At 72.0% G+C, this 24,800-nt stretch carries 21 protein-coding genes; 14 read left to right on the plus strand and 7 right to left on the minus strand.

What is annotated here, in order from left to right; genetic code table 11:
* Positions 1–107 precede the first annotated feature (107 nt).
* From ACFT2C_RS18975 to ACFT2C_RS18985, 3 genes are read right to left on the minus strand one after another with little or no spacing between them, the layout of a single operon-like run.
* Entirely contained in the window at positions 108–3,200 is a 3,093-nt protein-coding gene (locus ACFT2C_RS18975; protein ID WP_377208629.1) for an alpha-mannosidase, read from the minus strand.
* Positions 3,201–3,229: 29 nt separating this feature from the next.
* Positions 3,230–4,570 (minus strand): 6-phospho-beta-glucosidase, encoded by a 1,341-nt coding sequence (locus ACFT2C_RS18980; protein WP_377208630.1) that lies wholly within the window; start codon positions 4,568–4,570, stop codon positions 3,230–3,232.
* Positions 4,567–5,304 carry a DeoR/GlpR family DNA-binding transcription regulator gene (locus tag ACFT2C_RS18985; RefSeq protein ID WP_377208675.1) on the minus strand — a complete coding sequence of 246 codons (738 nt, stop codon included), beginning with the start codon at positions 5,302–5,304 and terminating at the stop codon, positions 4,567–4,569. Before ACFT2C_RS18985 ends, ACFT2C_RS18980 begins: the two co-directional genes overlap by 4 nt.
* Positions 5,305–5,557: 253 nt before the next feature.
* Here ACFT2C_RS18985 and ACFT2C_RS18990 point away from each other — a divergent pair, with 253 nt between their 5' ends.
* From ACFT2C_RS18990 to ACFT2C_RS19020, 7 genes are all read left to right on the plus strand, one after another.
* The gene (locus ACFT2C_RS18990) at positions 5,558–6,502 is read left to right on the plus strand and encodes a carbohydrate kinase family protein (protein WP_377208631.1); all 945 of its coding nucleotides are present in this window, start codon (positions 5,558–5,560) and stop codon (positions 6,500–6,502) included.
* Positions 6,503–6,599: 97 nt separating this feature from the next.
* Positions 6,600–7,883, plus strand: coding sequence for an ABC transporter substrate-binding protein (locus tag ACFT2C_RS18995; RefSeq protein WP_377208632.1), 1,284 nt, complete (start codon positions 6,600–6,602; stop codon positions 7,881–7,883).
* Positions 7,883–8,839: a carbohydrate ABC transporter permease gene (locus ACFT2C_RS19000; RefSeq protein ID WP_377208633.1), complete on the plus strand. Its 957-nt coding sequence runs from the start codon at positions 7,883–7,885 to the stop codon at positions 8,837–8,839. Before ACFT2C_RS18995 ends, ACFT2C_RS19000 begins: the two co-directional genes overlap by 1 nt.
* Positions 8,839–9,726 carry a carbohydrate ABC transporter permease gene (locus tag ACFT2C_RS19005; protein ID WP_377208634.1) on the plus strand — a complete coding sequence of 296 codons (888 nt, stop codon included), beginning with the start codon at positions 8,839–8,841 and terminating at the stop codon, positions 9,724–9,726. Before ACFT2C_RS19000 ends, ACFT2C_RS19005 begins: the two co-directional genes overlap by 1 nt.
* Positions 9,723–11,066, plus strand: coding sequence for an alpha-L-fucosidase (locus tag ACFT2C_RS19010; protein WP_377208635.1), 1,344 nt, complete (start codon positions 9,723–9,725; stop codon positions 11,064–11,066). The genes ACFT2C_RS19005 and ACFT2C_RS19010 overlap by 4 nt, the downstream gene beginning before the upstream one ends.
* Complete coding sequence (locus ACFT2C_RS19015) at positions 11,063–11,875, plus strand: glucosamine-6-phosphate deaminase (RefSeq protein ID WP_377208636.1); 813 nt, start codon at positions 11,063–11,065, stop codon at positions 11,873–11,875. The genes ACFT2C_RS19010 and ACFT2C_RS19015 overlap by 4 nt, the downstream gene beginning before the upstream one ends.
* 76 nt (positions 11,876–11,951) lie before the next feature.
* Positions 11,952–13,688, plus strand: coding sequence for an L-aspartate oxidase (locus ACFT2C_RS19020; protein WP_377208637.1), 1,737 nt, complete (start codon positions 11,952–11,954; stop codon positions 13,686–13,688).
* Positions 13,689–13,756: 68 nt separating this feature from the next.
* Here ACFT2C_RS19020 and ACFT2C_RS19025 read toward each other — a convergent pair whose 3' ends face one another.
* Both ACFT2C_RS19025 and ACFT2C_RS19030 read right to left on the minus strand, forming a co-directional pair.
* Positions 13,757–14,416, minus strand: a complete 660-nt coding sequence (locus ACFT2C_RS19025) for a cytochrome b/b6 domain-containing protein (RefSeq protein WP_377208638.1) — start codon at positions 14,414–14,416, stop codon at positions 13,757–13,759.
* Positions 14,406–14,882, minus strand: coding sequence for a hypothetical protein (locus ACFT2C_RS19030; RefSeq protein WP_377208639.1), 477 nt, complete (start codon positions 14,880–14,882; stop codon positions 14,406–14,408). Before ACFT2C_RS19030 ends, ACFT2C_RS19025 begins: the two co-directional genes overlap by 11 nt.
* 166 nt (positions 14,883–15,048) lie before the next feature.
* On the opposite strand from ACFT2C_RS19030, the gene ACFT2C_RS19035 reads away from it, so the two are divergent.
* A complete protein-coding gene (locus tag ACFT2C_RS19035) occupies positions 15,049–15,597 on the plus strand; it encodes an RNA polymerase sigma factor (protein ID WP_377208640.1) in 549 nt (182 codons plus the stop codon).
* Positions 15,594–16,472 carry a zf-HC2 domain-containing protein gene (locus ACFT2C_RS19040; protein ID WP_377208641.1) on the plus strand — a complete coding sequence of 293 codons (879 nt, stop codon included), beginning with the start codon at positions 15,594–15,596 and terminating at the stop codon, positions 16,470–16,472. The genes ACFT2C_RS19035 and ACFT2C_RS19040 overlap by 4 nt, the downstream gene beginning before the upstream one ends.
* 7 nt (positions 16,473–16,479) lie before the next feature.
* Here the strand turns inward: ACFT2C_RS19040 and ACFT2C_RS19045 are convergent, their stop codons facing one another.
* Positions 16,480–17,490 (minus strand): LacI family DNA-binding transcriptional regulator, encoded by a 1,011-nt coding sequence (locus ACFT2C_RS19045; RefSeq protein WP_377208642.1) that lies wholly within the window; start codon positions 17,488–17,490, stop codon positions 16,480–16,482.
* Positions 17,491–17,744: 254 nt separating this feature from the next.
* Here ACFT2C_RS19045 and ACFT2C_RS19050 point away from each other — a divergent pair, with 254 nt between their 5' ends.
* The 5 genes from ACFT2C_RS19050 (at position 17,745) to ACFT2C_RS19070 (ending at position 23,789) form a co-directional block, all read left to right on the plus strand.
* On the plus strand, positions 17,745–19,007 hold the full coding sequence (locus tag ACFT2C_RS19050) for an extracellular solute-binding protein (protein ID WP_377208643.1): 1,263 nt from the start codon (positions 17,745–17,747) through the stop codon (positions 19,005–19,007).
* A gap of 6 nt (positions 19,008–19,013) precedes the next feature.
* Positions 19,014–20,162 (plus strand): carbohydrate ABC transporter permease, encoded by a 1,149-nt coding sequence (locus tag ACFT2C_RS19055; protein ID WP_377208644.1) that lies wholly within the window; start codon positions 19,014–19,016, stop codon positions 20,160–20,162.
* Positions 20,159–21,013 carry a carbohydrate ABC transporter permease gene (locus tag ACFT2C_RS19060; protein WP_377208645.1) on the plus strand — a complete coding sequence of 285 codons (855 nt, stop codon included), beginning with the start codon at positions 20,159–20,161 and terminating at the stop codon, positions 21,011–21,013. The genes ACFT2C_RS19055 and ACFT2C_RS19060 overlap by 4 nt, the downstream gene beginning before the upstream one ends.
* Positions 21,010–22,995: a glycogen debranching N-terminal domain-containing protein gene (locus ACFT2C_RS19065; protein WP_377208646.1), complete on the plus strand. Its 1,986-nt coding sequence runs from the start codon at positions 21,010–21,012 to the stop codon at positions 22,993–22,995. Before ACFT2C_RS19060 ends, ACFT2C_RS19065 begins: the two co-directional genes overlap by 4 nt.
* Before the next feature lie 131 nt (positions 22,996–23,126).
* Positions 23,127–23,789: a TMEM175 family protein gene (locus ACFT2C_RS19070; protein ID WP_377208647.1), complete on the plus strand. Its 663-nt coding sequence runs from the start codon at positions 23,127–23,129 to the stop codon at positions 23,787–23,789.
* Here the strand turns inward: ACFT2C_RS19070 and ACFT2C_RS19075 are convergent.
* Positions 23,786–24,745: a squalene cyclase gene (locus tag ACFT2C_RS19075; protein WP_377208648.1), complete on the minus strand. Its 960-nt coding sequence runs from the start codon at positions 24,743–24,745 to the stop codon at positions 23,786–23,788. The two genes, ACFT2C_RS19070 and ACFT2C_RS19075, sit on opposite strands and share 4 nt — an antisense overlap.
* Positions 24,746–24,800: the final 55 nt, after the last annotated feature.

Consider the following 24,800-nt stretch of genomic DNA (forward strand, 5'->3'; position numbering starts at 1 on the left):
GGGCGCCCCCCCTCGGGGGGGCGCCGCGGGGGTGCCCGGGTCCCGGTTGGGTGGGGCGGGCCGGGGTTTTCTCCCCCGGGTCTCGACAAGCTCGACCCGCGCACGCGTCAGGGGTGGACGACGCCGCGGGCGAGGCGCAGCGTCACGATCTGGAAGGGGCGCAGCCCCAGCGTGATCGAGCGCCCGGCGACGTCGAGCGAGCGTGCGCGGGGCATGCCCGCGGACAGCGGCCGCTCGCCGAGGCCGACCTCGGAGACGTCCGCGACGTCGAACCCGGCAGTCAGCGTGGCCGAGGCGCGGCGCCCGAGAGCCTCGTAGACGCGCACGACGACGTCGCCCGACCGGTCGTCGGCCAGCTTGACCGCCTCGATCCGCACGCCCGGGTCCGAGCTCGACACCACGCTCCACGGCTCGGCGCGGCGCACGGCCGTGCCCGCGGCGAGGCGCAGCGGCAGGTTCATCTCGTAGCCGGCCGCGACCGCGTCGCTCACGGACGCACCGGGCACGACCGCGTAGGCGAAGAGGTGATGCCCCTGGTCCTGGGTCGGGTCCGGCGACTTCGCGGCCCGCACGAGGCTCAGGCGGACCTCGGTCTCGACCTGGCCGTCCTCGCCGACCCGGCGGGTGATGTCGTGGCCGTACGTCCCGGCGTTGACGACGCCGATGCCGTACCCCGGCTCCTCGACGTGCACCCACCGGTGCGCCACGACCTCGAACCGCGCGTCCTCCCAGGACGTGTTCGTGTGCGTCGGACGGCGCAGGTGCCCGAACTGGATCTCCGCCGAGTGGTGCTGCGCGTGGACGACGAAGGGCAGCGACGCCTTGAGCAGCTTTTCCCCCTCGTGCCAGTCCAGCTCCGCCTCGAGGTGGACGCGGGCGTCGTCGGCGTGCAGGGAGATCCGCTGGGTCACGTGGGAGGCCCCGAACGTGCGCACGACCTCGACCCGTGCGCGCAGGGGGCCGTCCTCGACGACCTCGATCGACTCGACCTCGACGAGGTCGCGCACGGTGTGCCGGTAGTGCGCGTCGATGTCCCAGGCGTCCCACGCGTTCGGGAGGTCCTGGTGGAGCTGGAGCAGGTTGGCCGCGCGGCCCGCGGGCACGAGCTCGCGGCCGGCGCGCAGGTCGACGATCGACGTCACGAGACCGCGCTCGTCGATGCGTACCCGGACCAGGTCGTTGCGCAGGACGACGTCGCCGCCGTCGCGCTCGGCCGTCACGGGCTGCGCGGGCTCGAGCGGCTCGAAGGAGGCCAGCCCGTGACCCGGCACGCTCACCAGGCCGGCCGGGTCGCCGTGCTCGTCGAGCACCAGCTCGACGCGTGCGTGGTCGGCCGCGTTGACGACCGTGCCCTCCGCCTCGAGGTGCTTGAGCGCGTGGTCCAGCAGCTCGTCGAGCATCGCGAAGCTCTGGCCGTACTCCGCCTCGTTCTCCCGGTGCACCCAGGCGATCGACGAGCCCGGCAGGATGTCGTGGAACTGCTGCAGGAGCGTGGTCTGCCACAGCCGGTCGAACGCGTCGTAGGGGTAGTCGGCGCCCTGGAGAGCAGCCGCCGTCCACCACAGCTCCGCCTCCCGCAGCCGGTGCTCGACCAGCCGGTTGCCGCGCTTCTCCCGGGCGTGCGAGGTGAACGTGCCGCGGTGCAGCTCGAGGTAGAGCTCCCCGACCCAGACGGGCGCGTCCTCGTACTCGGCCCGTGCGCGGGCGAAGAACTCGTCGGGGCTCTCGATCTGGACCCGCGGCGAGCCCTCGAGGTCCGCGACGCGGCGCTGGCGCTCCATCATCTCGCGGATCGGCCCGCCGCCGCCGTCGCCGTAGCCGAACGGCACGAGCGACGTCGTGGCCTTGCCCTTCTCGCGGAACTCGCGGACGGCGTGGTGGATCTCCTCGCCCTCGAGCGTCGAGTTGTACGTGTCGGCGGGCGGGAAGTGCGTGAACACGCGGCTGCCGTCGATCCCCTCCCACCAGAAGGTGTGGTGCGGGAAGGTGTTCGTCTGGTTCCACGAGATCTTCTGCGTGAGGAACCACTCGATACCCGCCAGCTTGGCGACCTGCGGGAACGCGGCGGTGTAGCCGAAGGAGTCGGGCATCCAGATGCCCTTGGTCGTGACGCCGAGCTCGCGCTCGAAGAAGCGCATGCCCTGCGTGAGCTGGCGCACCATCGCCTCGCCGCCCGGAAGGTTCCCGTCGGGCTCGATCCATTGCGAGCCGACGACGAACCACTGGCCCCGCTCGACGGCGGCCTTGATCCCCCGCCAGGTGTCGGGGTACCGCTCCTTGATCCACGCGTACTGCTGCGCCGACGACGCCGCGAACCGGAAGTCCGGGTACCGCTCGGCCAGCGCGAGGACGTTGGAGAACGTCCGGCCGACCTTGCGCTTGGTCTCCCGGATCGGCCACAGCCACGCCGTGTCGATGTGCGCGTGCCCGACGGCGCTGAGCACGTGCGCGGACGCGTTCGCCGGCCGCGCGAGCACGTCGGCGAGCTGGGCCCGGGCCGCGGCCGCCGTCCCGACGATGTCGTCCAGCAGGAGCACGTCGAGCGCCCGTTCGAGGGCGCGCAGCACCTCGTGCCGGCGCGGCTCGGTCTCGGGCAGCTCCTTGACGAGCTGGTAGAGCACCTCGACGTCGAACCGCAGCGCCCACACCTCGGGCTCGAGCACGGCAAGCTCGGCGGTCGCGAACGTGTAGACCGGGTCCGCCGGGGCAGTCGACTTCTCCCCGTAGACCGTGGGCACGAAGTCGTTCTTGAGGATGTCCGGGTTGGCGGCGGCCTCCAGGAAGAAGTGCACCCGCTCGCCGCCCGCTGCGACGTCCGCGATCGGGACGTACATGTTGCGCGGGTGGATGCCCTTGACCGGGACGCCGTCGGGCGTGAACACCAGGCCCTCGGCCTGGTTGCCCGGCCAGTCGCCCTGGAATCCGGGGTCGACGACCAGCTCGACGGTCCGCCCCGCCCATGCGTCGGGCACGGTCCCGGTGACCTGGAACCACCAGGTCGACCACGGCCGCCCCCACGGGGTCCCGACGGCGAAGTCCGTGTACGTCGCGCGCAGCGCCTCGGCGACCGGGACCGGCTCGTCGGGCACCTCCCACGCGGAGAGGGTCACGGGCGTGCGGGCCGAGTAGCAGGCCGGGGTGATCCGCTCGGTGAGCACGCGGTGGATGCGCTCCTCGACGAGCTTCTGGTTCTGGTGCACGGTGTCTGGCTCCTGGTGCTAGGAGAGTGCTAGGAGAGGTAGGACAGCTCGGGGAACGTGGCGCGGGCGCTGTCGAGCAGGGCGTCGGCCACGCGGACGGAGTCGACGAGCGGGTGGTGGGCCAGGGCGCGCAGCGCGGCCGCGCGCGAGCCGCCGATCCCGGCCTGGATGGTCTCGCGCTCGACGTACTTGACCGTCGTCACGAGCCCGCGGCCGAAGGCCGGCACCTGGGCGCCCGGGATCGGGTGCGCGCCGGCGGCGTCGACGACGCAGGGCACCTCGACGACGGCGTCGTCGTCCAGCCAGGGGATCGTGCCCCCGTTGGGGACATTGAGGATGAGGCGCGAGTGCTCGTCGTACGCGATGCCGCGCATCAGCGCGATCGCCACGTTCTCGTAGCCCCCGGAGACCAGGTCGTCCGCGTTGCGCTCCCCCATGCCGACGGACTCCCGGCTGGTCGCCATGTACGTGGCCTCGCGGTCGAGCCGCGCGGCCTCCCAGACGGCGAGCGGGTCCGCCGCGCCGTGCGCGTCGGACCAGAAGGCGGTCTGCTGCTCCAGCAGGTAGCGGGCCCGCGTGTGCGAGGCGAGCTGGTCGGAGTGGAGCACCTCGCGCCGGTAGGAGTAGTAGTGCAGGTACTCGTTCGGCAGCACGCCCAGGTTCTGGATCCAGTCGGCGCCGAACAGCCGGCCCTCCTCGAAGGCCTCGATCCTGTCCGGCCGCCTCAGCAGCTCGGGCAGGCGGTCGACGCCGTCGACCCGCAGGCCGGTCACCCAGCCCAGATGGTTGAGCCCGGCGTAGTCCACCTCGACGTTCGGGCCGGCAGGCAGGCCCAGCGCGGAGAGCGCACGGCGGGCCAGCCCGATCGGCGAGTCGCAGATGCCGATGACCCTGCCCCCGAGCACCTGCGCCATGGCCTCGGTGACCAGGCCCGCGGGGTTCGTGAAGTTGATGACCCAGGCGTCCGGCGCCACCCGCTGGACGACCTCGGCCAGGTGCATGACCGTCGGCAGCGTCCGCAGGGCGTAGGAGATGCCGCCGAAGCCCACCGTCTCCTGCCCGATCACCCCGTGCGCCAGGCCGATGGTCTCGTCGTGCGCCCGGCCCTCGATGCCCCCGACGCGGATGGCCGAGAACACGAAGTCGGCCCCCCGCAGGCCCTCGGCCAGGTCCGTGTGGGTGGTCACGACCGGGGCGTCTGCCACGCCCTCGGCCTGGGTGGCCAGGATGCGGGCCATCGTCCGCAGGCGGTCCGCGTCGGTGTCGACCAGCGCCACCGACGTCACCCGCCCGGGCGCGCGGTCGCGCAGCAGGGCGGCGTAGACGAGCGGCGTACGGAACCCGCCGCCACCGATGATGGTCAGTCTCATGCGACGACAACCTCCACCTGCTGAGCGGCGAGGGCGCTCGACACCTGCCCGGAGACGTCCGCGTCCGTGATGAACCGCGCAACGTTGGGCGGAAGCTTGATGCGGCCGAGGCCGGTGCCCGGGAACTTGCTGTGGTCGGCGAGCACGGTGGTCTCGACGGAGACCTCGGCCATCGCCTGCTTGATGGGCACCTGGGCCATCGTGGTGTCGCGCAGGTCGCCCGTGTCGGACACCCCGCTCACGCCCAGGAACGTGCGGTCCGCGCGGATCATCCGCAGGCACTCGGTGGTCAGCGGGCCCGAGACCGACTGGTACACCGGGTCGTAGTCCCCCGGCAGCATCACGAGGTGCACGCTGCGGCTGTCCCGCAGCGCCTCGTAGATCGCGAGGCTCGGGGTGATGACGGTGACGTGCCGGGCGTGCAGCAGGCGCGCGAGCTGCAGGGTGGTCGTCCCGATGTCCAGGAGCACCGACTCGCCGTCCTCGACCAGCTCGGCCGCACGCGCGGCGATGCGTTGCTTCGCCTCGCGGTTGACCGGCTCGACGCTGGCGAACGGAGCGTCCTCCTCGGCGAGCACGGCGCCGCCGTGGGCGCGCCGGATGGTTCCCGCCTGGTCGAGCTGCTGCAGGTCGCGGCGGATGGTCGCGACGCTCGACCCCGTCACCGAGGCGAGCTCGCCCACGGTCGCCGCTCCGGTCTTGCGCAGGTGATCCAGGATGACTCGCTCACGCATATCTCTCACGCGGAGCACGCTACCACGATCGCTCAATTTCGCTCATTTACTAAACTGTAACAATCAAAACCCACCAGCGGCGCGCAGACTCGTGCTATTCCTTACGGACGCATGTGCCCCACCGAGGAGGACTGTGGCCATGAAACGCGGCGCGCTGGACGCACCCGAGGGACCGGCTCGGACGAGCCCGCGACCTGGGGTGCCCGGCCCTGAAGCGCGTCAGTCGGAACCACACGTCCCGACGGGCGCCCAGGTGGACACCCTCACGGTGGGCCAGCTCTTCCTCGACGTCGTCTTCGCCGGCCTGGGTCACAGCCCGCGCCCCGGCGAGGAGGCCTGGACCACCGACTTCGGCTGGGGGCCGGGCGGGATCGCCAACATGGCCGTCGTCTCGGCACGGCTCGGGGCGTCGACGGCGATCAGCGCCGTCGTCGGCGACGACCCGCTCAGCACGCTGTGCGCGGGTCTCCTGGAGCGCGAGGGCATCGACACCTCGGGGCTCCACACCGTCGCCGGGTGGGCACTGCCGGTCACGGCCTCGCTCGGTTTCGACGGCGACCGCGCCCTCGTCACCGGCGGCACACCCGCTCCGCGGGACCTCGGCGAGATCCTGGGCGCCGACGTCCGCCCCCGCGTCGCCATCGTCCACGTCGACGACACCACGCACGACGTCGTCCGCCCGCTCGTCGACCGCGGCACGAAGGTGTTCGCCGACCTGGGCTGGGACGACAGCGGAGCCTGGGACACCACGATCCTCGACGGGCTCGACGGCTGCTACGCCTTCGTCCCGAACGACGGCGAGGCCATGGCGTTCACGCGGACCGACACCCCCGAGCACGCCCTGGAGGCGCTGGCCACGCGCGTGCCGCTCAGCGTGGTCACGCTCGGCGCCCGCGGCGTCCTCGCCCTCGACGCCGAGACCGGCGAGCGGGTCCACGTCGAGGCGGTCCCGGTCGACGCCGTCGACGTCACGGGTGCCGGCGACGTGTTCGTCGGCGCCCTCGCGGTGGCGTCGCTCACCGGCTGGACGCTGCGCGAGCGCGTCGACTTCGCGGCGCTCGCCGCCGCGATCACGGTCTCCCGTCCCGGCGGCGCCGGCACCGCCCCCACCCGGGCCGGCCTCGTCCGCTGGCTCGACGAGCACCCCTCCGCCGCCGACCCGGCGCGGTTCGCCTTCGTCCGTGACGCCGTGCCCTGAGCGGCGTCGCCTCCCCCCGCTTTCCGACCCCCACCTCCCTGCGACCCCCCAACAGCTCCACCGAACAGCTCGACCGAACATGGAGAGAAGAACCACGATGAGAATCAGCACTTCACGCGGCCGCCCCCAGGTCGTCGTGTACGCGGCGATCACGACCCTGGCCCTCGGCCTGGCGGCGTGCACCAGCGACCCGGTCGGCTCGGACGATGAGCCCGCCTCCGACGGATCCCTGACGATGTGGATCTGGCCGGGTGGCCTCAGCGACACCGTCGTCAAGACGGTCACGGACGACACCCCCGGCCTCGAGACGTCCGTCATCGGCGACGACTTCAAGCAGAAGCTGCTCACCAGCTTCACCGCCGGCGCCGACATCCCCGACATCACCGGCGTCAAGGGCGAGGACATGCCCTTCTTCCTCCAGGACCCGGACCTGTTCACCGACCTGAACACGCTCGACATCGACGACATCGTCGGGGAGTTCCCGGAGTGGAAGCTCGCCGAGGCCACGACCCCGGACGGCAAGCTGCTCGGCCTGCCGATCGACATCGGCCCGGCCGGCCTGTTCTACCGCGAGGACATCCTGAAGAAGGCGGGCCTGCCGACCGACCCGGACGAGGTCGGGGCGGCGACCGCGACCTATGAGGACTACTTCAAGTTCGGCGAGGAGCTCCAGAAGGCGGACCCGGACTCGTACCTCGAGGTCTCCCTCGGCGGCTTCTTCGGCAAGGTGATGGGCCAGAGCGAGACCAAGTTCGTCAGCCCCGACGGTGAGTTCCTCGGCGAGAGCGACGCCGTGCGCAATGCCTGGGACCTCTCCATCGAGGCGTGGGACCGCGGGCTGGTGGCCGGCATCGGCGACGGCAGCCCGGACTGGGCCTCCGCCGTCAACGCGGGCAAGCTGCCGACGCTCAGCGGTGCGGCGTGGTACGCCGGCGACATCAAGAGCAACGCGGCCGACACCTCCGGCAAGTGGCGGGTCACCCAGATGCCCGGGGGTCCCGCGAACATCGGTGGCTCGTTCCTGACGATCCCGGCCGCGACCAAGGACAAGGAAGCGGCGCTCAAGGTCATCAAGGAGCTCCTGAGCCCCGAGAACGAGGCCGTCATGTACACCGAGACCGGCAACTTCCCGGCCCGCACCACGGCCCTCGACGAGCCCGCCATGCACGACGGCGACGACTTCTTCGGCGGCCAGGACACCGTGTCCGTGTTCGAAAAGGCCTCGGAGAACATGCCGACCGTGTACAACAGCCCGCTCGACAACGAGGTCGCCGCCCCGTACTACACGGAGCTCTCGAACGTGGAGACGGCGGGCAAGGATCCTGAGCAGGCCTGGGCCGACGCAGTCGCGGCGGCCAAGGAGGCTCTGGAGTCCGCGTGATGCTCACAGCCCCTCCGGTGTCGGCGGGGGCGCACACCTCGGTGCGCTCCCGCCGGCGTCGCGCCCTACGCGCCTGGCCCGCGTACGTCGCGATCGCGCCGTTCTTCATCCTCTTCCTGAGCTTCGGCCTCTATCCGACGCTCTACTCCCTCGTCCTGTCGTTCCAGAAGTGGAACGGCCTGGGCTCTCCCGAGTGGGTAGGCCTCGACAACTACGTGCGGCTGGCGACCGACGACACGTTCTGGCTCTCCGTCCGCAACACGTTCATCATCTTCGCCCTCTCGACGATCCCGATGATGATCATCGCGCTCGTCGTCGCCGCCCTGCTCAACAACGCCGTGCGCTACAGCACGACGCTGCGGATCGCCTACTTCATCCCGAACATCACGTCGGTGGTGGCGATGGCGATCCTCTTCGGGGCGATCTTCGGCAAGTCGTTCGGGCTCGCGAACGCGCTCCTCAACGCCCTCGGCCTGCCTGACGTCGCATGGCTGTCCTCACCGTTAGGCATCCAGCTCACCATCTCCATCCTGATCACGTACCAATGGACCGGGTACAACGCGATCATCTTCCTCGCGGGCATGCAGTCCATCGACAGCGAGGTCTACGAGGCGGCCAAGGTGGACGGCGCCGGCCCGGTGCGGACCTTCTTCTCCATCACGCTCCCCCTGCTGCGGCCGACGCTCATCTTCGTCCTCATCGTCTCCACCATCACGGGGCTGCAGAGCTTCACCGAGGCTCAGGTGCTCACCAGCGGCCCCAGCACGACCAACCCGAACAGCGGAGGGGCCGGGCAGGGCGGCCTCACGATGGTCCTGTACTTCTACCAACAGGCATTCAGCCACAACAAGTTCGGCTACGGCGCCTCGATCGCGTGGGGGATCTTCCTCATCGTCCTCGTCTTCGTGATCATCAGCTGGCGTTACAGCGTGAAGAGAGAGGACCCCACACGCTGATGAGCATCCTCGCCTCGCCACGACCCCTGGGACCGGTCCGCATCGCGCGCCTGGCGCCGTCCCCCGGCAGCCGCCGACGCCGCCAGCTCGGGCTCTACCTCATGCTCGGGTCCGGCGCGCTCCTGTCGGTCTTTCCCCTCTACTGGCTCCTCGTCATCGCGAGCAACACGACGAGCGACATCTACAAGTCGCCGCCCAAGCTCCTGCCCGGCAGCCACCTGATCGAGAACATCGGAGCGGTCTTCGACAAGATCGACTTCGTCGCCCCGCTGCTCAACACCCTGTTCGTCGCGCTCGCGGTGACCTTCCTGGTGCTCTTCTTCGACTCGCTGGCGGCGTTCGCCTTCGCGAAGTTCGAGTTCCCGGGTCGCGACGCGCTGTTCACGGCGGTCCTCGTGACGTTCATGCTGCCGATGCAGCTCGCGATCATCCCGCAGTTCATCACGATGGTGAACCTCGGCTGGGTCGGGCACCTGCAGGCGCTCATCGTCCCCGCGGCGGCCAACGCGTTCGGGATCTTCTGGCTCCGCCAGTACGTCAAGTCCGCGGTCCCGGACGAGCTCATGGACGCCTGCGTGCTCGACGGCGGGGGCTTCATGCGCCAGTACGTGACCGTGTGCCTGCCGCTCATCCGCCCGGGGCTGGGGTTCCTCGGGCTCTTCACGTTCATCGGGACGTGGAACGACTACCTGTGGCCCCTGACGATCCTGACGGACCCGCACCGGATCACGCTCCAGGTGGCGCTGTCGCAGCTCCAGTCGGCGTTCGGCCAGGACTACGGGATGATCATGGCCGGCGCGCTCCTGGCGACCGTGCCCCTCCTGGTGGTCTTCCTGTTCGGCGCGCGCCAGTTCATCGGCGACATCGCGAAGGGCGCCATCCGATGACCACCTCTATACACGGCGACGCACTTGACGGCGCACTTGACGACGACGCACTGCGCGCAGAGGCCGTCGACCGGATGCGTGAGCGACGCTTCGGGATGTTCATCCACTGGGGGCTGTACTCGCTCGCGGCCCGCAACGAGTGGATGCGGAACCGCGAGCGGACGCCCGACGCCGAGTACCAGCAGTACCTCGAGCACTTCGAGCCGGACCTCTTCGACCCCGCGGAGTGGGCCGAGCTTGCCGCCGACGCCGGGATGAAGTACGTCGTGGTGACCACGAAGCACCACGAGGGCTTCTGCCTGTGGGAGACGGAGCAGGACACCGACTTCTCGGTCACCTCGACGCCGTGGCGGCACGACCTGATCGGACCGATCACCGAGGCGTTCCGGGAGCGCGGCCTCGGCGTCGGCATGTACCACTCGCTCATCGACTGGCACCACCCGCAGTTCCCGATCGACGGGCTGCACCCCCTGCGCGACGACGCCGTCGCGCGGGCCCAGGCGCGCGACATCACCCAGTACCGCCAGTACCTGCACGCCCAGGTCGCCGAGCTGCTCACCCGGTACGGCAAGGTCGAGCAGCTGTTCTTCGACTTCTCCTACCCCGAGCACATCCACGAGGGGGCGCTGGTCTGGGGCGGCAAGGGCCCCTGGGACTGGGGCAGCGAGGAGCTGCTCGCGACCGTCCGGACGCTGCAGCCGGGCATCCTGGTCAACGACCGGCTCGGCATCCCGGGCGACTACATCACGCCCGAGCAGTACCAGCCGGCGGAGCCGCCGACCATCGGCGGCAAGCCGGCGCTCTGGGAGGCGTGCCAGACGATCAACGGCAGCTGGGGGTACGACCGCGACAACGCGACGGCCAAGTCGCCGGACCTGCTGCTGCGGATGCTCGTCGACACCGTCGCCAAGGACGGCAACCTCCTGCTCAACGTCGGGCCCACTGCCCGCGGCGAGCTGGACCCCGTGGCCGTGGACACGCTCCGCGCCATCGGGCAGTGGATGTCGCACCACGGCCGGGCGATCCACGGCGCCGGACCCAGCGCGTACACCCCGCCGCCGGACTGCCGCTTCACCCAGCGCGGCAACCGCCTGTACCTGCACCTGTTCGCCTGGCCGTTCGAGGCCGTGCACCTGCCCGGGCTCGCCGGGCGGGTGGAGTACGCCCAGCTCCTGCACGACGCCTCGGAGATCCCGATGGAGGTGCTGTCGACGGACGCCGAGTCGCACATGACCAGTGCCGCCGGCATCGGCGACGACACCCTGACGCTGGAGCTCCCGGTCCGGCGGCCCGACGTCGCGATCCCCGTCATCGAGCTGTTCCTGCGGGAGGACGGTTGACGCACGCCTCGGCCTCGATCTCGGCCCGGGCGGCGGCGTCGGTCTCAGGTTCGGGCTCACCCTCCCCGAGCGACGGCGCCCACCCGGTCCGTGGCCCCCTGGTTCTCGCGGCGGCCGCGGACGAGGTGGGCGTCGTCGCCGCGCGGCTCGTCGCCGACCACGTCCGAAGCCACCCGACGGGCGTGCTCGGCGTCGCGACCGGAGCGTCCCCTCTCCGCCTGTATGCAGCCCTCGCCGAGCTGCGGGCGGAGGGCCTGGTCACGGAGGGGCTCACGCTCGCCGCGCTCGACGAGTACGTGGGCATCGAGCCGGCCGACGAGCGGTCGTACCACTCCTACGTCGTCAACCACATCGCCAGGCCGCTCGGCATCCCGGCGTTCCGGGTGCTCGTCCCGCACGGCAGCACACAGCAGGACGCGGACCGCTACGAGGCCACCCTGCGCCGCCTCGGTGGCGTGGGCCTGCAGGTCGTCGGGATCGGGCGCAACGGCCACATCGGCTTCAACGAGCCCGGCTCGAGCCGCGACTCCGGCACTCGCGTGGTCGCCCTGAGCGACGACACGCGCGCCGCCAACGCCCGCTACTTCGCGGGCGACGCGGACCGGGTGCCCTCGCACGCCATCACGCAGGGGATCGCGACGATCCTTGCGGCATCGACGATCGTCCTGGTGGCCTCGGGCGCGGCCAAGGCGTGGGCGCTCGACGCCGCGCTGCGCGGGCCGGTCACCGCCGACGTCCCGGCGTCGTTCCTGCGGACCCACCCGTCGGTGACGGTGGTGGCCGACGACGAGGCGCTCCGGCCCGCCTGATGACCCATCTCACGCGATGAAAATCATCACAGCCGGACCCTGTCACGAATGCGTCGGGCAGGTGGTCGGATGAAGTATGAACACCACAGAACGTCGAATCTCAACGACAGTGCTGGTCATCGGGACGGGCGGGTCCGGCCTACGCGCCGCGATCGAGCTCGCCGAACAGGGTGTCGACGTGCTGGCCCTGGGCAAGCGGCCGCGCATGGACGCCCACACCTCGCTCGCGGCGGGCGGGATCAACGCCGCGCTCGGCACCATGGACGCCGAGGACAGCTGGGAGCAGCACGCCGCCGACACGATCAAGGAGAGCTACTTCCTGGCCAACCCGCACACGGCCGAGATCGTCGCCCGGGGCGCCGCGCAGGGCATCTCGGACCTCGAACGGTACGGCATGGCGTTCGCCCGGGAGGACGACGGGCGCATCTCCCAGCGGTTCTTCGGCGCGCACACGTACCGCCGCACCGCGTTCGCGGGTGACTACACGGGCCTGGAGATCCAGCGGTCCCTGGTGGGCCGGGCAACGCAACTCGACATCCCGATCCTCGACTCGGTCTACGTCACCCGGATCCTCACCCGCGACGGCGCGGTCTTCGGCGCCTACGGGTTCGACCTGAACGACGGCACGCCGTACCTGATCCACGCGGACGCCGTGATCCTCGCCGCGGGCGGGCACAACCGCATCTGGCGCCGCACGTCGTCCCGCCGCGACGAGAACACCGGCGACTCGTTCCGGCTCGCCGTCGAGGCCGGCGCCCGCCTGCGCGACCCGGAGCTGGTCCAGTTCCACCCGTCCGGCATCCTGGAGCCCGAGAACGCTGCGGGCACCCTGATCTCCGAGGCGGCGCGCGGCGAGGGCGGCATCCTGCGCAACGCCCTGGGCGAGCGGTTCATGAAGAACTACGACCCCGAGCGGATGGAGCTGTCGACCCGCGACCGGGTGGCCCTGGCCGCGTACACGGAGATCAAGGAGGGGCGCGGCACCGAGAAGGGTGGCGTCTGGCTCGACGTCTCCCACCTGCCGCGCGAGACGATCATGACGCGCCTCCCGCGCGTCTACCAGACGATGCTCGAGCTGCAGATGCTCGACATCACGGCCGAGCCCATCGAGATCGCCCCGACCGCCCACTACTCCATGGGCGGCGTGTGGGTCCGGCCCGAGGACCACAGCACCGAGGTCGACGGCCTCTACGCGATCGGCGAGGCGTCCAGCGGCCTGCACGGCGCCAACCGCCTCGGCGGCAACTCCCTGATCGAGCTGCTGGTGTTCGGGCGCATCGTCGGTCGCGCGGCCGCCGCCTACTCCGCCGGCCTGGAGGCGCAGCGGCGTTCGCACGACGCCGAGGCCCAGGCCCGCGCCGAGGTCGCCGACCTGCTGACCGCCGACGGGCACGAGAACGTGCGCGCGCTGCAGCGGGCGGTGCGCAACACGATGACCGAGCACGCCGGCGTCGTCCGGGACGAGGAGGGGCTGGTCGCCGGCCTGCGCGAGCTGGACGAGATCGAGGCGCGCACCCGGGAGATCGGCGTGCACCCCGACATCGCGGGCTTCCAGGACCTCGCGCACGCCTTCGACCTCAAGGCGTCCCTCATCGCGGCGCGGGCCACGCTGGAGACCGCCCGCGAGCGCCGCGAGACCCGCGGGTGCCACAACCGCTCGGACTACCCGGACCTCGACCCGGCGCTCCAGGTCAACCTGGTCTGGTCCCCGCGCACGGGCGTGACCCGCGAGGACATCCCTCAGGTCCCGGAGGAGATAGCCACCCTGATCCGATCCGAGGAGGTCTCGACCGCAGGCAAGCTGGTCGAATAACCGACCCGCACCGTTGAGTGCTGGGTATTTGTGCGTTTGGCGGGCTCAAAACGACAAATACCCAGCACTCAACGATCGGCGTGGGTTCGGTCGGTCCAGGCCGGCCAGATGCGGGTGGCATCAGTTCGGCGGAGGTGGCCGCCCAGGTGCATCGCGCGCCACGCGCCGCGGTACCCGGGCAGGATGCCGGAGGCGATGACCACGTGCCCGACGACGACCGGGGTCACCACGTACGTCGACCACCGGTGCACCTGGGCGAACCAGACGAACGCCGGGCCTCCGCTGACCAGCGCCAGCCCGACCCCGGACACGACGAGGGCGAGCAGCGTCACGACCAGCACCAGGTTCGCGATGCGCTGCCCGGGGTCGAACCGGCCCTCGTGGTGCCCGAACCGTCCGGTGAAGACCGCGGCCGGCCAGCGCCGGAACCACGCGGCGTCGCCCCGGTGGAACCGGACGGACTCGCGCCAGAACGTACGCCACCCCCGCGCGCCGAAGACGGCGGCCAGCGCCGTCAGCCCCGCGAGGACCCAGCCGGTGACGGTGTGCAGGTCGGCGTCGGACATTCCCGTGGCGCGAGCGAGCACGCTCGGGCTGCCCTCCTGCCCCAGCAGGAGCCACCACCCCGTGGCCAGCAGCACGAGGACCGTCACGTAGACGCCGGCATGGAACCACCGGGCCGGACGCCGGTTGCGCTCGACCGTGTCGTCCCGCGGGTCAGTACCCATCGTCGCTGGTGTCGTTCGAGTCGCTCCCCGTACCGCCGGACCCTACGGTCACGGTGATCGAGGTCTCCACCCCTGCGGCGGAGTGGTCGGCGTTGCGCAGCGACGCGTCGATCTCGTGCTCGCCCTCGGTCAGGTCGGTGACCTCGACGCTGTTCCCCTCGACCACCATGTACTCCTGGTCGTCGCCGTCGAAGAACACGTGGACGTGGTCCTTGCCCGAGTCGGTCGGGCCGAGCTCCTCACTGGATTTCAGCTCGACGGTGAACGGCACGTCGACCTCGTCGCCGTCCGCCGGGGACGTGATCTCGAGGGTCATGTCGCCCGCCCCGCCGTCGCCGCTGCCACCACCCCCGCCGTAGCCGCCGCCGGTTCCGCCTCCGCCGCAACCCGCCGCGAGCAGGACGGTCAGCGCCGCTCCGGCGACAAGTCCCACGCCGCGGGGCCCGCGCCCCCGTAGTCTGAACATGGCTCCTCCTCGGTCCGGTCATTCCGTCCGGGCGTCCGTGGTGGGCGTCCGTCACAGGTCCTTACGTGGCGAGGCACCCGGACGGATCTCTCGCCCGACGGCGAATTCCACGCACCGAGATCCACGAGGCGAGATCCAGAGCCGGGTCTCGCACGTAGGGAAGGACATGACGGCATCGGACGAGGCGCTCCTCGCCGGGATGGCCGCGGACGACCCTGACGCGGCTGCCGTCTTCGTGCGCCGCCACCAGGCCCGGGTGTACGGGTTGGCGCTGTTCGTGGTCGGCATCCCCGCGGTCGCGGAGGAGGTCGCGCAGGAGACCTTCGTCCGCGCGTGGCGGCATGCGGGCGCCTTCGACCCGCGCCGTGGCCGCGCGACGACGTGGCTCCTCGCGATCGCCCGGCACGCCGCGATCGACGTGCTCCGGGTGCGGCGAGACGTCCCGGTCGACCCGATGGTCATGGTGGAGACGATCGCCGACCCCGACCGGCTCGCCGAACGCGTGGCGACCGGCACCACGGTGAACGCGGCGCTCGCGCAGGTGCCGCGGGAGCAGGCGACGGCGGTGGTGCTCGCCGCGGTCTTCGGGCTCAGCGGCGCGGAGATCGCCGAACGGACCGGAGTGCCGCTCGGGACGGCGAAGACTCGCATCCGGCTGGGGCTGCGGCACCTGCGCGACGAGTTGACGAGCCTGCGGGAGGTGGACACACCATGACGAGCGAGCGGTGCGCCGAGCTGCGCGACGCGCTCACCGAGGTGGCGCTGGGGGTCGCCGACGGCACCACCCGGGGCGCCGTCATGGCGCACCTCGCCACGTGCGAGACCTGCCGTGACGAGCTCTCGTCGCTCGCCGCGGCCGCCGATGAGCTGCTCCTCCTGGTCCCGGAGCGGGACCCGTCGGCGGACTTCGAGGGGCGCGTCCTCGCCCGGCTCGCGTCCGGCCGGGACCTGCGCTCGGCGGGCCTACGCACCCCGGCCGCGCCGACCCGCCCGGCATCCCTCCGGCGGCACCGGGTACGGCGCGCGGTGCTCGCCACCGCCCTGGGGGTCGGCCTGATCGGCGTCGGCAGCACCAGCGTGTGGCTCGCAACGGCGCCGGACCGCGAGCTGGCCACCTCCTACCGCTCGACGCTCGACACGGCGCACGGCCGCTACCTCGCGGCCGCGGACCTCGTGACGGACGCCGGTCCGGGCACCTCGGCGCAGTCCGTCGGCACGGTCTTCCTCTACGAGGGCGAACCGTCCTGGGCGTACGTGGTGGTCCGCGACGCCGGGGCGGCGGCCAGCTACGACGTCGTCGTCACGGTCGCCGCCGGAGCGGACGGCGGACCGGACGCCGGATCAGACGCCGGTACAGGCGCTGCCGGCCGCTACCCCTACGAGGCAGACCCGGACGGAGCCGGCCCCGATGTCGCGGACCCGGGTGCGGACCTCCCGTCCGGCACCCGCGAGGTTCCCCTCGGGCCGTGCGTGGTGACGGCGGATGTCTGCACGGCAGGCGGCGTCCTTGACGCGGCTGTGTCCGACGTCCTCGAGGTGCGCCTGACCACAACGGACGGCACGACGTGGGCGACAGCCTCACCCCGTTGAGTGCTGGTCAGCGGATGACCAGGCGCGGCTCTACCAGGACGTAGGCCGCCTCTTCGTCGGGACTGCGGGGCACGACGGCGTTTCCCGTCGGGCCCATCAGCAGGTCCAGGACTCCGACGGCGACCTCCTCGGGGAGCTGCTCGACGCTGCCGAGACCCAGCGCCTCGGCGGCCGGGGTGTTGTCGAACCCGACCACCGGCAGCTCGGGCCGCCCGAGGGAGGTCGCGGCCAGGTGCGCGCCGATCGCGAGCGCGTCGCTCACGCACACGACGCCGTCCACCGCCGGGTCGGCCGCGAGCTCCGCCCCGGCCACCTCCCGCGCCTGGCTCACGCTCTCCTCCACGAACCAGCGGGGGCCCGACGCCCCGGCGCGCGACATCTCCTCGTGCCAGCCGCGGGCGCGGTCGCCCCCGGTGCCCGACCCCTCCGGCCAGCCGAGGAACGCGATCCGCGGGCCGGCGTGGTCGAGCAGGTGCCGCGTCGCGGCGCGGGTGCCGGCGGCGCCGTCGACGTCGACCCAGGGGTGCGCGGGAGCGCCCGTGTCGTCGTCGCGCCAGGGGCGGCCGAACGACACGAACGGCACGTCCCGCCCCTGCAGCCAGCTCGTGCGGGTGTCCTCGCGAGACGTCCCGGTGAGCACAATGGCGTCGATCTCGCCGCCGTCGACGAGGTCGCCCATGCGCTCGATCTCCTCGGCGGGCGTGTGCGCCGCGTAGAGCAGGATCCGCATGCCCCGCTCGCTGGCCCGCTCCGTGAGCGCGTGGACGAAGCGGTCGAGCACCACGCCGGAGATCCCGCCCAGGTATGGGTCGAGGCGCACCCCGATGGTCGAGCTGCGCCGGGTACGGAGCCGCCGCGCGGCAGCGTGCGGGCGGTAGCCGAGCTCCGCGATCGCCCGCTCGACGCGCTCGCGGGTGGCGCCGCGCACGATCGCCGGGGAGTTCAGCACGTTCGAGACGGTCTGGCGGGAGACGCCGGCGGCGCGTGCGACGTCCTCCACGGTCGGGGCCTTCGCCATGGTTGCCCCCTCCTCGCCGTCGTCAACCGCCTGCACTGAACCGCCTGCCTGGAACCGCCCGCAGTGAACCGCCCACCCCGAACCGCCTGCCGCGAACGTTCGGAGCGTCATCCTAGGGGCCGCGACGGCGTCTTGACACCGCGCCCGCCCCGTCCATACTCTCCTGCCAAGCACAATTTGATCGTTCAAATTCGACCGGGTCAAGTCAGGACCGGCCACCACCGCGTGCTGCCTCATCAAAGGAGAAGAGACACATGACACGGCACATCTCACGGCGCTTCGCCAGTACGGGGGCCCTCCTCGTCGCCGGTGCGCTCGCCCTCACCGCCTGCGGCGGTTCCGGCTTCGAGCAGCCCGCCGACGACGCCGCCAGCGGCGGCACCACCGAGCTCACGAGCTCCGACGACGCGCTCTCGGTCCTGATCGCCTCGTCCGGCGACGCCGAGACCGACGCGGTCACGGACGCCGTCGCCGACTGGTCCGCCGACTCGGGCGTCACCGCCGACGTCCAGGTCGCCAGCGACCTGCCCCAGCAGCTCTCGCAGGGCTTCGCGGCCGGCTCGCCGCCGGACCTGTTCTACCTCTCGCCCGACGCGATCGCCGGCTACGCCGACAACGGCTCGCTCCAGCCGTACGGCGACCTCGTCGAGCACAAGGACGACTTCTACCCCTCGCTCGTGGAGAACTTCACCGTCGACGGCACGTTCTACTGCGCCCCGAAGGACTTCTCGACGCTCGGGCTCGTGATCAACACCCGGCTCTGGGAGGACGCGGGCCTGACCGACGCCGACGTCCCGACCACATGGGACGAGCTGGCGACGGTCGCCAAGACGCTCACCACCGACGACCACGTGGGCCTCGCGCTCAGCAACGAGTACCAGCGCCTCGGCGTCTTCATGGCGGAGGCCGGCGGCGGTCTCGTGGTCGACGACGAGCCCGTCGCCAACAGCGCGGGCAGCGTAGAGGGCCTCGAGTACGTGCAGACCCACCTGACGGACGGCACGTTCGCGTACGCGGCCGACCTCGGCGCGGGCTGGCCCGGCGAGGCCTTCGGCAAGGAGCAGGCCGCCATGACCGTCGAGGGGAACTGGATCACCGGCGCCCTGAGCACCGACTTCCCGGATGTCGAGTACACGGTCGCGGAGCTGCCCGCCGGGCCCGCCGGCCAGGGCACGCTGCAGTTCACGAACTGCTGGGGCATGGCCGCCGACAGCCCCAACCAGCAGGCCGCGCTGGACCTCGTCGCGCACCTGACGAGCACCGAGCAGCAGCTCGCCTTCTCGAAGGCGTTCGGCCCGATGCCGTCGACCGAGTCGGCCGCGGGCGACTGGACGAGCGCGAACCCCGACCTCGCCGCGTTCCTAGACGGCGCGCAGTACGCGCAGTTCCCGCCCACGTGGGCCGGCGCGACCGACGTCATCACCGACCTCAACTCCCAGCTCGAGTCGCTCGAGGGCGGCGACCCGCAGCAGATCCTCGACGACACCCAGTCGAACCTCGAAGCGATAGCGGAGTAGGGAGCGATGTCCGCACCGTCCGCTCCCCCAGCGGCCTCGGCATCGGCGCCGACGACGACGCCGACGCCGGCACGGGCGCCCCGCCGCGCCAGGCCCCCTCGCGGGCTCCGGCGCGGGGAGGCGCTCGCCGGCTGGGCCTTCACGGCCCCCGTGCTGCTGATCCTCGGCGTGTTCATGCTGGTGCCCGTGCTGATGGCGCTGTGGGTCAGCTTCTCGGACTGGTCGGGACGCGGCAGCCCGCTGTCGTCCGACGTCGGCTTCGTCGGGCTGGACAACTACGCGGCGGTGACCACCGGCGGCGGGCTCGCGGAGCGCGACTTCGGCGTCGCGCTGCGCAACAACGCCTGGTACGTGCTGCTGGTGGTCCCGCTGCAGACCGCCCTGTCCCTGTTCCTCGCGGTGCTCGTCAACCGCGCGGTGCTGCGGGGCCGGGGCGTGTTCCGCACGGCGTTCTACTTCCCGTCGGTCACCAGCTCGGTCGCCATCACGGTGCTGTGGCTGTTCCTGTTCTCGACGTCGGGCGTGGTCAACGCGATCCTCGCCCGCCTCGGCATCGCCGGGCCGAACTGGTTCAACGAGCCGAGCGGCGTCCTGCACGACCTGCTCGGCGCGCTCGGTGTCCGGTCGGGGCCGCAGGCCCTGACCGAGCACGGCTTCCTCGGCCTGTCGTGGTGGGACTGGCTCGCGGGGCCCTCGGTGGCGATGTCGGCGTTCGTGCTGATGGCGATCTTCACGACGAGCGGCACGTTGATGCTGCTCTTCCTCGCGGGCCTGCAGAACCTCGGGCCTGACGTCGAGGAGGCCGCCATGGTCGACGGAGCGAACGGCTGGCAGCGGTTCTGGCGCATCACGCTCCCCCAGCTCCGGCCGACCCTGTTCACCGTGCTCACGCTCGGGCTGATCGGCTGCTGGCAGGTCTTCGACCAGATCTACACCGGCACGCAGGGCGGCCCGGGCAAGACGACGCTGACGCCTGCCTACCTCAGCTACCAGTCGGCGTTCCTGTCCCAGGAGTGGGGCCGGGGCGCGGCGATCGCGTTCATCCTGTTCGTCATCATCGTGCTCCTGACGATCCTGCAGCGCTGGGTCCTGCGCGAGCGACCAGACGTCCGGCGCCGGGCCCGGACCGCCCGCACCAAGGGGGAGGCGGCATGACCCGCACCACGCGCCGGCTGACGCCGAAGGCGCTCGCCTGGCAGGTCGCGCTCTACGCGCTGCTGGTCGCCCTGGCGCTCGTCTACGTCTACCCGTTCCTCGTGCAGGTGGCGACGTCGGTCAAGACGGAGGCGGACGCCGCCGCCAGCCCCGTCTCCCTGATCCCCGACCCGCTGACGTGGGGCGCGTACGGGCGTCTGTTCCTCAGGTCGGACTTCCCGGTGTGGTTCGCGAACTCCGCCGTCGTGACGGTGCTCGTCACCGCCGGGCGTGTCTTCTTCGACTCGCTCGCGGGCTACGCGCTGGCCCGGCTGCGTTTCCGCGGGCGCGGCGTCGTCTTCGCGGGGCTCGTCGCCGTCATGGCCGTGCCGACCGTCGTGCTGCTGATCCCGAAGTTCCTGGTCATCAACCAGCTCGGCATCTACGACTCGTACGCGGGCATGGTCCTGCCCCTGCTGGTGGACGCCGCGGGCGTGTTCATCATGAAGAACTTCTTCGAGTCGGTCCCCGCCTCCGTCGAGGAGCAGGCGCGGATCGACGGGGCGGGCACGTTCCGGATCTTCTGGTCCGTGGTGCTGCCGATGGCCCGTCCGGCGCTCGTGACCATCGTGATCCTCTCGTTCCAGGGGTCGTGGAACGAGCTGAGCCACTTCATCGTGTCCGCCCAGTCCCCCTCGCTGACGACCCTCACCAAGGGCGTCGCGTCCCTCGCGAGCGGCCAGCTCAGCCAGGGCAGCCAGTACCCGATCAAGCTCGCGGCAGCGGCGCTCATGACCATCCCCGTCGCGGTCGTGTTCTTCGTCTTCCAGCGACGCATCATGAACGCCAGCGAAGGAGCCGTCAAAGAATGAGCCTCACCCCCGAGCCCGAGCGCGCGGCCGACCGCACAGCACCGCTGCAGCCCTTGCTCAGCGACGCCGTCATCGCGCTGCGCGCCCCGACCCAGGTGTGGTCCGGCCGCGACGGCGACCTCGGTGGCGCGCCCGTCGACGGCGTCTACCACGGCGACGTCCGGCACGTCAGCGGGCTGACGTGCGAGTGCGCGGAGTCGCCGGTCGAGTACATCTCGCTCGCCCCGGAGGGCGCCTCGCGCGTCGTATTCGGCGGCCTCCTGCGCGCCGTCGACGACGACCAGCCCGACCCCAAGGTCCGCCTGGTGCGGGACCGCCGCGTCGCCGACGGCGAGGTGGCCGAGACCTGGACGGTGGCCTCGCACCTGCCCGAGGCGGTCCGCGTCACCCTGCGCCTGCGGCTCCGACCGGACTTCGCGACGCTGCACGACGTGAAGGCGGGGCTCGCCGGCGCCGCGAACCCGGACGTCGCCGTCACCGTCGCCCCGGGGTCGGCGACCGCGAGTGCCGGCCCTCGGTCGTTCACCCTGACGGCCGACGGCGCGACCGTGACCACGACTGCCGGCGGCGAGGTCGAGGCCGTCTGGCCGCTCGACGTCCCGCCGGGCGGCGAGGCGGAGGCCGCCTGGTCGCTCGCGCTGCACGACGGCTCCCTGGTCGTGCGGGGCGCCGCCGGCACCTGGCCGGGCGCAGGCCGCGCGGATCTCCCTGCCGGGGCCGACCCCCGGCTCGGCCGCTGGCTGGCAACCGCCCTCGACGACCTGGACGCCCTGCGCCTGACCCTCCCCGACCACCCCGACGACGACTTCTTCGCCGCCGGCGCACCCTGGTTCTTCACGCTGTTCGGACGCGACGCCCTCTGGGCGGCCCGGCTCGCGCTCCCCGTCGACACCGGGGCCGCCGCCTCGACCCTGCGGGTCCTGGCGCGGCTGCAGGGCACCACCCACGACGTCGAGACGGCGCGGGAGCCCGGCAAGATCCTGCACGAGCTGCGCGCGACGCCGCTGGCGATCCCGCACGACGACGTCGTCCTGCCGCCGCTGTACTACGGCAGCGTCGACTCCACCCCGCTGTGGGTGTGCCTGCTGGCCGACGCCTGGCGCGCCGGCATGCCCGACGCCGAGGTCGCCGCCCTCCTGCCCGCCCTGCGCGGGGCCCTGACCTGGCTGCTGGAGCACGGCGACAGCGACGGCGACGGGTTCCTCGACTACATCGACCGCACCGGGCGCGGGCTCGCGAACCAGGGCTGGAAGGACTCCGGCGACTCCATCCAGTGGCGCGACGGGACCCTCGCCGAGGGCCCGATCGCGCTCTGCGAGGTGCAGGGCTATGCCTACGAAGCGGCGCTCGCGGGCGCGGACCTCCTCGAGGCCTTCGGCTCCCCCGAGCCTGGCCCCAAGGAGCCCGGCCCGCTGCGCCCGGCCGCGCTCCGTGCCTGGGCCCGGGACCTGCGTGCCCGGTTCGCGCGGACGTACTGGGTCGAGACTCCCGAGGGCCGCTATCCGGCGGTCGCGCTGGACCGGCACAAGCGGCCGGTGGACACGCTCACGAGCAACATCGGGCACCTCATCGGCACGGGAATCCTCGACCCCGCGGAGGAGCTGCACGTCGCGGACCTGCTGCTCGGCCCGACGATGTCCACCGGCTTCGGCATCCGCACCATGTCCACCGGCGCAGCGGGCTACTGGCCGCTGTCGTACCACGGGGGCAGCGTGTGGACGCACGACACCGCCATCGTCGTGCACGGTATGCACCGGGCGGGACGTGCCGAGCATGCCGCGCGAACGGTGGACGGACTGCTCGCGGCGGCCGAGGGCTTCGGCTACCGCGTGCCGGAGCTGCACTCCGGGGACCCAGCGACCCGCGCTGGTGTGCCCACGCCCTACCCGGCGGCCTGCCGCCCGCAGGCCTGGTCGGCCGCGGCCGCCATCACCAGCCTGGCGGTGGCCCGCGCGGCCCGGACGCCGGCCGTCGTCGGCTAGCCCGGGCGAGCCGAACGGAACGGTCCGCTTCCAGCACAGTCTTGCGCATGGTCCCGGGCGGAAAACCATGCGCAATGTTGTGCTGGAGGCCGACCTTTCGACGTCGGCACGAGCATGGCAGGATCTCCCGCGTGAGCACCCAGACGAGCACGACGACGCCGCCGGAGCAGACGAGCGAACGCCTCATCACCTTCCTCGACGCCGCGATCGCCATCGCGCTGACGCTGCTCATCCTGCCGCTCATGGAGGGCGTGTCCGAGGCGACCGCCGACGACCACAGCCTCGCCGAGTACGTCGACGCGCACGCCTCGCAGCTGCTGGCCTTCACGCTCAGCTTCGTGATGATCGCGCTGTTCTGGCGGCTGCACCACGCGATGCTGCTGCCGGACACGCCCGCGGACCGCGGCCGCACGACGCTGCAGTTCGCGTGGCTGTTCACGATCACGCTGATGCCGGTCGTCACCGCGCTCACCGGCGGCCTGGAGACAGACCGGCCGCTGATCGCGTCCTACATCGGCACCCTCGCGGTGAGCGCGTGGCTGCTGTTCGCCATCGCCGTCGTCGAACGACGCAAGCGGACGGCGGCCGGACTGCCGTTCCCCACCACCATGGCAGCCGCGCCGCTGGCCATGGCGCTGCTCTTCACGCTGGCCATGCTGCTCAGCCTGATCGTGCCGTCGTACTTCTGGCTCTTCGTCATGGTGCTCACGAGCCCCCTGCGCACGGGCCTGCTGCGCCTCGGCGTCGTCGGCCGGGAGCCGGCGTCGCCCACCACGGCCGACGACGCCGGCTAGCCCCGGCGCCCGTCCCACCAGTCGAGCACGCGGGTGCCGTGGAACGTGAGCCACTTCGACGGCTCGCCCTCCGGCACGTCAACCTCGAACCACACCCGGCCCGGATGGCGCCCCTCCTGCAGCCAGGTGCCGTCCGGGCGGCGGGCGGCGCGCACCACCTCGACCGCGTCGGTGAGCCGGGGATCGGGTCCGACGCCGTCGTGCAGCGCCGCCGCGCGGAAGTAGTCCAGGGCGTTGAGCGCGCTGAAGCCCCAGCGGAACGGGTAGCGGAACCGGGTCGCCCAGGGGCCGACGGGCTCGCCCGTCGACAGGGTGCGCAGCAGCCGGCGCTCCAGGAGGTACTCCTCGCCGGCCCGGCGCGCGGCCCGCAGCTCGTCGCTGCCGCCGGTCGCGACCTCGTAGTACAGGATGCTCTTCAGGGAGTTGAGCGTGGAGTGGAACGACGAGCGCGTCGAGCCCTCGACCCACTCGCAGTTCCAGCCGCCGTCCGCCAGCCGGTGGTCGACGAACCACCGGGCGATGCCCGAGACGTCCACGCCGAGCCACGCGCCGTTGGCGAGCGTCCAGCCGTTGATGCAGCAGTCGACCTCACCCTCCCAGTAGGGCAGGTTCTCGTACTCCCAGCGGCAGCCCGCGGCCAGCTTCTCGGCCGTGCCGGCCAGGACGGCGGCGTCGAGGCCCCAGTCCCGGAGGGTGCAGAGCGTCCAGGTGGTCGCCGTCCAGGGCTGGCCCTCCTCGTCGCCCTCGAACCCCGCGGGGAAGAAGGCGCCCCCGGCCCACTGCCCGTCGGGATCCTGCAGCGCGAGCAGGCGGGCCCCGAATCCCTCCGTCGCGATGCGGGCTCGCGTCGCGCCCCACACGTCCTCGGGCGCGCCCGCGAGGTCGCGTTCGACCTGCCAGCGCAGCGCTGGGTCGGCGTCGAGCAACCAGTCGAGCAGCTCCGGTGCGAGGGGCACATCAGGAGGCTACTGCGAACGGGGCGGGCTTGGTCGGAAAGAGTCGCAAGAGTCG

The organism is Promicromonospora sp. NPDC057138, from assembly GCF_042670845.1.
Classification (GTDB): Bacteria; Actinomycetota; Actinomycetes; order Actinomycetales; family Cellulomonadaceae; genus Promicromonospora.

Bases quoted from the DNA above. Each gene is read 5' to 3' on its own strand.
- ACFT2C_RS18980 (WP_377208630.1), bottom strand. From the start codon at position 4,570: ATGAGACTGACCATCATCGGTGGCGGCGGGTTCCGTACGCCGCTCGTC.
- ACFT2C_RS18985 (WP_377208675.1), bottom strand. From the start codon at position 5,304: ATGCGTGAGCGAGTCATCCTGGATCACCTGCGCAAGACCGGAGCGGCG.
- ACFT2C_RS18995 (WP_377208632.1), top strand. From the start codon at position 6,600: ATGAGAATCAGCACTTCACGCGGCCGCCCCCAGGTCGTCGTGTACGCG.
- ACFT2C_RS19000 (WP_377208633.1), top strand. From the start codon at position 7,883: ATGCTCACAGCCCCTCCGGTGTCGGCGGGGGCGCACACCTCGGTGCGC.
- ACFT2C_RS19005 (WP_377208634.1), top strand. From the start codon at position 8,839: ATGAGCATCCTCGCCTCGCCACGACCCCTGGGACCGGTCCGCATCGCG.
- ACFT2C_RS19010 (WP_377208635.1), top strand. From the start codon at position 9,723: ATGACCACCTCTATACACGGCGACGCACTTGACGGCGCACTTGACGAC.
- ACFT2C_RS19020 (WP_377208637.1), top strand. From the start codon at position 11,952: ATGAACACCACAGAACGTCGAATCTCAACGACAGTGCTGGTCATCGGG.
- ACFT2C_RS19025 (WP_377208638.1), bottom strand. From the start codon at position 14,416: ATGGGTACTGACCCGCGGGACGACACGGTCGAGCGCAACCGGCGTCCG.
- ACFT2C_RS19030 (WP_377208639.1), bottom strand. From the start codon at position 14,882: ATGTTCAGACTACGGGGGCGCGGGCCCCGCGGCGTGGGACTTGTCGCC.
- ACFT2C_RS19035 (WP_377208640.1), top strand. From the start codon at position 15,049: ATGACGGCATCGGACGAGGCGCTCCTCGCCGGGATGGCCGCGGACGAC.
- ACFT2C_RS19040 (WP_377208641.1), top strand. From the start codon at position 15,594: ATGACGAGCGAGCGGTGCGCCGAGCTGCGCGACGCGCTCACCGAGGTG.
- ACFT2C_RS19045 (WP_377208642.1), bottom strand. From the start codon at position 17,490: ATGGCGAAGGCCCCGACCGTGGAGGACGTCGCACGCGCCGCCGGCGTC.
- ACFT2C_RS19050 (WP_377208643.1), top strand. From the start codon at position 17,745: ATGACACGGCACATCTCACGGCGCTTCGCCAGTACGGGGGCCCTCCTC.
- ACFT2C_RS19055 (WP_377208644.1), top strand. From the start codon at position 19,014: ATGTCCGCACCGTCCGCTCCCCCAGCGGCCTCGGCATCGGCGCCGACG.
- ACFT2C_RS19060 (WP_377208645.1), top strand. From the start codon at position 20,159: ATGACCCGCACCACGCGCCGGCTGACGCCGAAGGCGCTCGCCTGGCAG.
- ACFT2C_RS19065 (WP_377208646.1), top strand. From the start codon at position 21,010: ATGAGCCTCACCCCCGAGCCCGAGCGCGCGGCCGACCGCACAGCACCG.